General features: G+C 55.3%; 6 protein-coding genes and 1 pseudogene. 6 read left to right on the top strand and 1 reads right to left on the bottom strand.

The genetic code is table 11. The annotated features are described in order from the left end of the window. From prmC to OEL57_RS12680, 3 genes are all read left to right on the top strand, one after another. Positions 1-696, top strand: a 696-nt coding sequence (gene prmC / locus OEL57_RS12670) for a peptide chain release factor N(5)-glutamine methyltransferase (RefSeq protein ID WP_300740896.1), incomplete at its 5' end; no start/stop codon positions are given. Continuing rightward, positions 686-1,237 carry a hypoxanthine-guanine phosphoribosyltransferase gene (locus OEL57_RS12675; protein WP_300740897.1) on the top strand — a complete coding sequence of 184 codons (552 nt, stop codon included), beginning with the start codon at positions 686-688 and terminating at the stop codon, positions 1,235-1,237. The genes prmC and OEL57_RS12675, both read left to right, overlap by 11 nt. A gap of 135 nt (positions 1,238-1,372) precedes the next feature. Then, entirely contained in the window at positions 1,373-2,674 is a 1,302-nt protein-coding gene (locus tag OEL57_RS12680) for an NCS2 family permease (protein ID WP_300740898.1), read from the top strand. A gap of 1 nt (position 2,675) precedes the next feature. Here the strand turns inward: OEL57_RS12680 and OEL57_RS12685 are convergent, their stop codons facing one another. After that, positions 2,676-3,926: an NAD(P)/FAD-dependent oxidoreductase gene (locus OEL57_RS12685; RefSeq protein WP_300740899.1), complete on the bottom strand. Its 1,251-nt coding sequence runs from the start codon at positions 3,924-3,926 to the stop codon at positions 2,676-2,678. 163 nt (positions 3,927-4,089) lie between these two features. On the opposite strand from OEL57_RS12685, the gene OEL57_RS12690 reads away from it, so the two are divergent. The 3 genes and pseudogenes from OEL57_RS12690 to OEL57_RS12700 all read left to right on the top strand — a co-directional run. Then, the gene (locus OEL57_RS12690; protein WP_300740900.1) at positions 4,090-5,325 is read left to right on the top strand and encodes an ABC transporter substrate-binding protein; all 1,236 of its coding nucleotides are present in this window, start codon (positions 4,090-4,092) and stop codon (positions 5,323-5,325) included. Between the two features lie 164 nt (positions 5,326-5,489). After that, positions 5,490-6,173: a GTP-binding protein gene (locus OEL57_RS12695; protein WP_300740901.1), complete on the top strand. Its 684-nt coding sequence runs from the start codon at positions 5,490-5,492 to the stop codon at positions 6,171-6,173. A 2-nt stretch (positions 6,174-6,175) separates the two neighbouring features. Beyond that, positions 6,176-6,547: pseudogene (locus OEL57_RS12700) on the top strand (ABC transporter ATP-binding protein); the annotation flags it as partial.

The following is a 6,547-nucleotide window of genomic DNA, read 5'->3' on the forward strand; positions in this document are numbered from 1 at the left end:
TTGCAGGATGATGAGCTGACCCTCTATCGCAGTATGGTGGCCCGTCGCGGCAGGCGCGAACCGTTGCAGCATATCCTGGGTAGCCAGGAGTTTGACGGGCGTGAATTTCTCGTTACCAATGATGTCCTGATCCCCCGCTACGACACAGAAACCTTGCTTGAGGAGGCGGTCCGGCAGGCTCCCCAGGCCCGTACGGTGCTGGATATCGGCACCGGTTCCGGCTGTATTGCCATCTCGCTGGCCCATCGTCTGCCCCAGGCGCAGATCACCGCCGTTGACCTCTCATCTGATGCACTGGCCATTGCCCAACTCAATGCTGAACGGAATAATGCAGCGGTAGAGTTTCTGCTGGGCTCGTTTTTCCAGCCGGTTACCGGTCGACGTTTTGATCTGATTGTCTCAAATCCCCCTTACATTGCCCGTGCTGATCTGGACACCCTCCAGCCAGAGGTGCGTGATTTTGAGCCCCGTCTTGCCCTTGATGGTGGTGTTGATGGTCTTGATGCCTATCGGGCGCTTGTCTCAGAGGCTCCAGGCTACCTGGAACCCGGCGGCTGGCTGCTGTTTGAGATAGGGGCAGGTCAGGACAAAGATCTGGCAGGACTGCTTGCAGATGCCGGATTTGGTGCTATCGTAACCGTACCGGACAGCGCCGGTATTATCAGGGTCGTGGGAGGACAATGGCATGCAGTATGATCAGGCGATAAAGGTGCTTGAGGAGGCTGATTGTCTGGCTGACCGGACAGCGGTCGAGGCGGCTCTTGACCGGATGGCCGATGCAATAACAGCCAGTATCGGTAAAAAGAATCCGATGGTCTTCTGCATCATGAACGGTGGTTTGATTGTTACCGGCCAGCTTCTGACCCGGCTCACCTTTCCACTTGAGCTTGGCTACCTGCATGCCACCCGCTATGGCCATCAAACCAGTGGTGGCGATCTGGAATGGAAAGCTCTGTTTCATGCAGATGTCAAAGGTCGCACCGTGCTACTGGTGGATGATATCCTGGATGAAGGGGTCACGCTCAAGGCACTGGCTGATGAATGCCTTGCCCGAGGTGCCAAAAAGGTGCTGACCGCCGTGCTGGTGAACAAGCAGCATGAGCGTAAAGTCATGCCGGGCTATTGCGCCGATTTCACCGGTCTGGAACTGCCGGATCGCTTTGTCTTCGGCTATGGTCTGGATTATGAAAATATGTGGCGGAATGCGCCGGGTATTTACGCCGTCAAGGGGTTGTAGGAACGCACTATTTCCGCAATCTCTGCGTTGTGCGCCACTCGTGCCTGCTCAACGTACTACCAATGTACGCCTGCGCGGCACTCGTTCGCACGCCTTGACCTTGCGAAACTATCGCGTTCCTTGCTAAGGGGTGCCATGAAATTTTTTTTTGAATTCAATCGGTATAACACTTCCTATCGTCGGGAGACCCTGGCCGGTCTCACCACCTTTCTGACCATGGCCTATATCATGGTGGTCAACCCTTCCATTCTTGCAGTGGCCGGCATTCCTAAGGACGCTCAGGTGACAGCCACCATCCTGGCAGCAATGATCGGCTGTCTGATGATGGCCTTCTGGGCCAAGCGGCCCTTTGCCATCGCCCCCTACATGGGAGAAAATGCCTTTATCGCCTTTGTGGTGGTGAAGGGGATGGGCTATTCCTGGCAGGTGGCACTGGGGGCGGTCTTCTGGGCCGGTCTGGTCTTTATCCTGTTAACCGTTCTGAAGGTGCGTTCATGGCTGGCTGAGTCAATCCCGATCTCGCTCAAGGCCTCCTTCGCGGTGGGGATCGGACTGTTTCTGACCTTTATCGGCCTGAATGAAACCGGGCTGGTGGTGCTGGGAGTGGCTGGTGCGCCGGTAAGGCTGGGCAATATTGCTCAGAGTTCGGTGCTGTTGGCTGCAGGCGGTTTTTTGCTAACCGTGGTGCTGATGGCGAGAAAGGTAAACGGAGCACTGCTGTACGGCATTGTTGCAACAACCACCGGTTCTGTTCTGCTGGGGCTTACCAAGCTGCCGACCTCGCTGCTCAGCCTGCCTCCCTCGCTTGAGCCGATTTTCCTGAAGCTTGATATTGCTGGAACCCTGCAGCCCGGTGTCTTTCCGGTGGTGCTGGTGATCTTTATGATGGCCTTTCTTGATACTATCGGCACCCTGATCGGCCTTTCCATGCGGGCTGATCTGCTGGACAAAAACGGCAATCTGCCGGAGATTGAACGACCGATGCTGGCCGATGCAGTAGCAACGACCCTTGCGCCACTTTTGGGAACCACCACCACCGGGGCTTACATCGAATCAGCTGCCGGTATTGCCGCTGGAGGACGCACCGGCTTTACTGCGCTGGTGGTGGCAGCGCTGTTTGGGCTGTCGCTCTTTTTTGCACCGCTCTTTACCATGGTGCCAGGCTATGCCGCCGGTATCGCCCTGGTGGTGATCGGCGCCCTGATGATTCAGTCAGTTACCCGGCTGGACTTTGATGATCTTACCGAGCTGATGCCGGCCTTCCTGACCATCTCCCTGATGATCTTTACCTTCAATATCGGCGTAGGGATGACCGTTGGCCTGTTTTCCTATCCCCTGATCAAGCTCTGCACCGGTCGGGCCCGTGAAGTCTCCGGCGGTATGTGGGTGCTGGCGGCACTCTCTCTGGTGTTTTTTGTCGTTATGCCAAAGGGGTAATCTACTCAGATGCCTTGCGTCTGGTAATCAGGCGTACCTGCCGTTCATGGAACCAGTAGTACCAGACCCAGTTCAACAGTACCACAATCCGGTTGCGGAAACCGATCAGGTAGTAGACATGCAGCAACAGCCAGGCCAGCCAGGCCGGGTAACCCTTCAGGTTTAGTCCAAAGGCGGTGGCAACGGCGGTATTACGGCCAATGGTGGCCATGCTGCCCTTGTCTCGGTAGCAGAACGGTTCGGGTGTTTCTCCCTGTTCTCTGGTCAGAACAGCCGCACCGGCATAGGCCCCCATCTGCATCGCCACTGGAGCCACCATCGGCAGGATCTTACCTTCCTGCTCCAGCCAGGCCATGTCACCCACCACATACACCTCCGGGTGGTCGGCCAGGGTCAGATCAGGCTGCACCGGAATACGGCCACCACCGGCATGGGCTGTTTGCAGGGTTGCAGCCAGCGGGGCTGCCTTGACACCGGCTGACCAGATCAGCGTATGGGCCGGAATCACCGCGCCATCATGCAGCACCACCCGCATATCATCCGCATCAACCACCTGGGCATTCAGCAGTACCTCAACACACATGCTGCGCAGTTTCTGCAGAGTATACATCCCCAGTTCCTGGGGCATGGCTGCCAACAGGCGGTCGGTGGCCTCCACCAACACCACCCGGGCGGTATGGATGCCCAGTTCAGGATAGTCTTTGGCCAGTACGTAGGTGACCAGCTCAATCAGGGCACCGGCAAATTCAACGCCGGTTGGTCCGCCACCCACAATCACAAAGGTCATCAAGGCCCGTTTACGGGCCGGGTCAGGTTCAGTCACCGCCTGCTCAAAGCAGCTCAGGATCTGATTACGCAGTACCTCCGCATCCTCAAGCTCCTTCAGGTCGTAGGCGTGCTGCTGCACCGTGGTGAGACCGAAGAAATTAGTGGCACTGCCAGCGCCGATAATCAGATACTCATAACCCACCGGGCCACTGGTGGTCTGCACCTCTCTGGCATCAAAATTCACACCGGTTACTTCCGTGAGGTGAAAGCGGACATTGGGCCATTGTCGGGCCATGGCGCGGATGGAATAGGCAATTGATTCCTGTTCAAGACCGGCGCTGGCCACCTGATAGAGCAGGGGCTGAAACAGGTGATAGTTGTTGCGGTCAATCAGCAGCACGTCAAGTCCGCTGCCTGCCAGAGCTCGGGCTGCCCGGACGCCGCCAAATCCCATACCGATGACAACTACCCGTTTTGTATGCATAGAAAAAAGTCCTTTCGTTGGTCAACTCCTTGTACCATATCGTACCGGTCAGGCAAGTATTAAAAGAGACAGTATTGGTCTCTTTTGCGTTTTTTTGATACAAGTCAATGTGCAAGAAGATTGATCCGGTTATGGTGATACCAGATTAAACGAGGAGGACGCCATGAGCGCACATCGGATACAGAAGGATATGACCATAAAAGAACTGCTGGAGCAGCACCCGGAAACGCTGGAGGTACTGGTGGCCAACGGGTTTGATAACTTGAAGGACCCCAAGGTGCTGGCCGGTGTTGGTGGTTTCTTGAAGCTGGAGCGGGCAGCCCTGACCAAGAACTATGATCTGGATAATTTTTTAGGGCTCCTGCAGCAGAAGGTTGATGAAAAGCATAACCAGGTGGATGTCACCATGAAGCAGACCCAGCAGGAGCAGAGCGAGATCAGCATCTCCGGCCTGTTGCCCTGCCCGGTGCGGCTGCCGCTTCTGGAAGGGTTTGACCGCTTTATCGAACAGTACACCAGAGAGAGCGGTGTTACGGTCAGCTACAAGTTTGAGGCAGCCTCCCTCGGCTCGGCCTGGATGGATGAACATATCCAGACGGTTACCGCCGCTGACCAGCTGCCGGACATCTTTGTCTCGGCCGGTTTTGAAACCTTCTTTGATCCGGCTACCATCGGCAGGTTCAAGGAGCAGGGGGTCTTTGCCGACCTGACCGGCGACGCAATCAACCGCAGCTTTGAAGGGCTGGAGCTGAAGGACCCCAAAGGCCACTACGGTCTGATCTCAGTGGTGCCGTCGGCCTTCATGGTCAACCATGATGAACTGGGTGACCTGCCGGTACCCCGTACCTGGGCAGATATCCTCAAGCCGGAATTTGAGCAGAAGGTGGCCCTGCCCGTGGGAGATTTTGATCTGTTCAACGCGATCCTGCTTACTATTCACAAGATGTATGGCGATGAGGGAGTTAAGAAGCTGGGACGGTGCATGCTGAAATCGATGCACCCGGCCCAGATGATCAAGAATGCCCAGCGGGTGGCAGAGGAAAAACCACCGGTCACCATCATCCCCTACTTCTTCAGCCGGATGGCTGGCATGGTCAAGAGTCTGGAGATCGTCTGGCCGGAAGACGGCGCCATCATCAGCCCGATCTTTATGCTGGCCAAGGCTGATAAACAGGACAAACTGCAGCCGATTGCAGACTTTCTGTGCAGTAAAGAGGTGGGAGATACCCTGACTAACCGTGGGTTGTTCCCGGCTTTGAATCCCGAGGTGGAGAACCAGTTGCCGGAGCAGCACCCCTGGCAGTGGGTTGGCTGGGATTATCTTTACAGCCATGATATTGCTGAGCAGATCAGATACACGGTGGCGCTGTTTGAAGACGCAATGAATGCAGGTGAGTAAAACCTTAACGCAGAGGCGCAGAGAAGCAGAGGGGCAGAGAAGATTAAAAAAGAATCTGATTTTGTTTTTTTCTTCTTAACAATCTCTGCGTCTTTGCCCCCCTCTTTTCTCTCTGCGTTGCGTTTTTTAGTTTTTGACTTTTGTGCCGTACCAGGAGAACAATCATGCACTTTTTAACCGTATCCGGCCCGCCATCATCCGGCAAAACCTCGGTCATCTTGCGGGTAATTGAGGCGCTGCAGGCCAAGCAGAAAAAGATCGGGGTGGTCAAGTATGACTGTCTGATGACTGAAGATGACCTGTTGTATGCCAAAAAAGGGGTGCTGGTGAAAAAGGGATTGTCCGGCTCTCAATGCCCGGATCACTACTTTGTCAGCAACATCGAGGCCTGTGTCAGTTGGGGTGTGGAGAACAGCTGTGACTTCCTGATCAGCGAGTCAGCCGGTCTCTGTAATCGCTGTTCACCCCATATCAAGGATATTACGGCGGTCTGTGTAATCGACAACCTGAGTGGCATCAATACCCCGCGCAAGATCGGTCCGATGCTGAAATCAGCCGATATCGTGGTGATCACCAAGGGAGATATTGTCTCTCAGGCCGAGCGGGAGGTGTTTGCCTCGCGGGTCAAGCAGGTGAACCCCGGTGCGGTGATTATGAACATCAACGGCATCACCGGTCAGGGGGCATTTGAGCTGACCACGTTGTTTGAAGAGGCCTCGGATATCGAGACTCTGAAAGGGATGCGGTTGCGTTTCTCCATGCCGTCGGCGCTCTGCTCCTACTGTCTGGGTGAAACACGGATTGGTGATGAGTATCAGACCGGCAACGTTCGGAAAATGGAGTCTTGAACATGAACCAGCATGATCTTTTACGGCAGCCCTTGAAACAGTCGCTGGCTGATTATCCCTGGCTGGAGGACTTTTTTAGCTCATTCGGCCTGCGGTTACAGGCCACTGAACAGTCCCTGCAGAGTTATCTGGATGGACTTGACCCTGATCAACTGCTTGATCTGGGGATCAGTCAAGAGCAGTTGCAACAGAGTCTGCATGACTTTCTGGCTGGCATGCTGGCCCTGGATGAAGCTGCTGAAAAGGTGGAGTCTTTAACCATCATCGGCGGCTTTGACAAGACCGGTACAGCTGAACAGCTTGAATTGACGCTAAAGCCAGGTGAAGTGATCTGCATCGTCGGTCCCACCGGCTCCGGCAAGAGCCGCCTGCTG

Origin of the sequence: Trichlorobacter sp. (assembly GCF_030247655.1) — a bacterium.
GTDB lineage: Bacteria > Desulfobacterota > Desulfuromonadia > Geobacterales > Pseudopelobacteraceae > Trichlorobacter.

Bases quoted from the DNA above. Each gene is read 5' to 3' on its own strand.
- OEL57_RS12675 (WP_300740897.1), top strand. From the start codon at position 686: ATGCAGTATGATCAGGCGATAAAGGTGCTTGAGGAGGCTGATTGTCTG.
- OEL57_RS12680 (WP_300740898.1), top strand. From the start codon at position 1,373: ATGAAATTTTTTTTTGAATTCAATCGGTATAACACTTCCTATCGTCGG.
- OEL57_RS12685 (WP_300740899.1), bottom strand. From the start codon at position 3,926: ATGCATACAAAACGGGTAGTTGTCATCGGTATGGGATTTGGCGGCGTC.
- OEL57_RS12690 (WP_300740900.1), top strand. From the start codon at position 4,090: ATGAGCGCACATCGGATACAGAAGGATATGACCATAAAAGAACTGCTG.
- OEL57_RS12695 (WP_300740901.1), top strand. From the start codon at position 5,490: ATGCACTTTTTAACCGTATCCGGCCCGCCATCATCCGGCAAAACCTCG.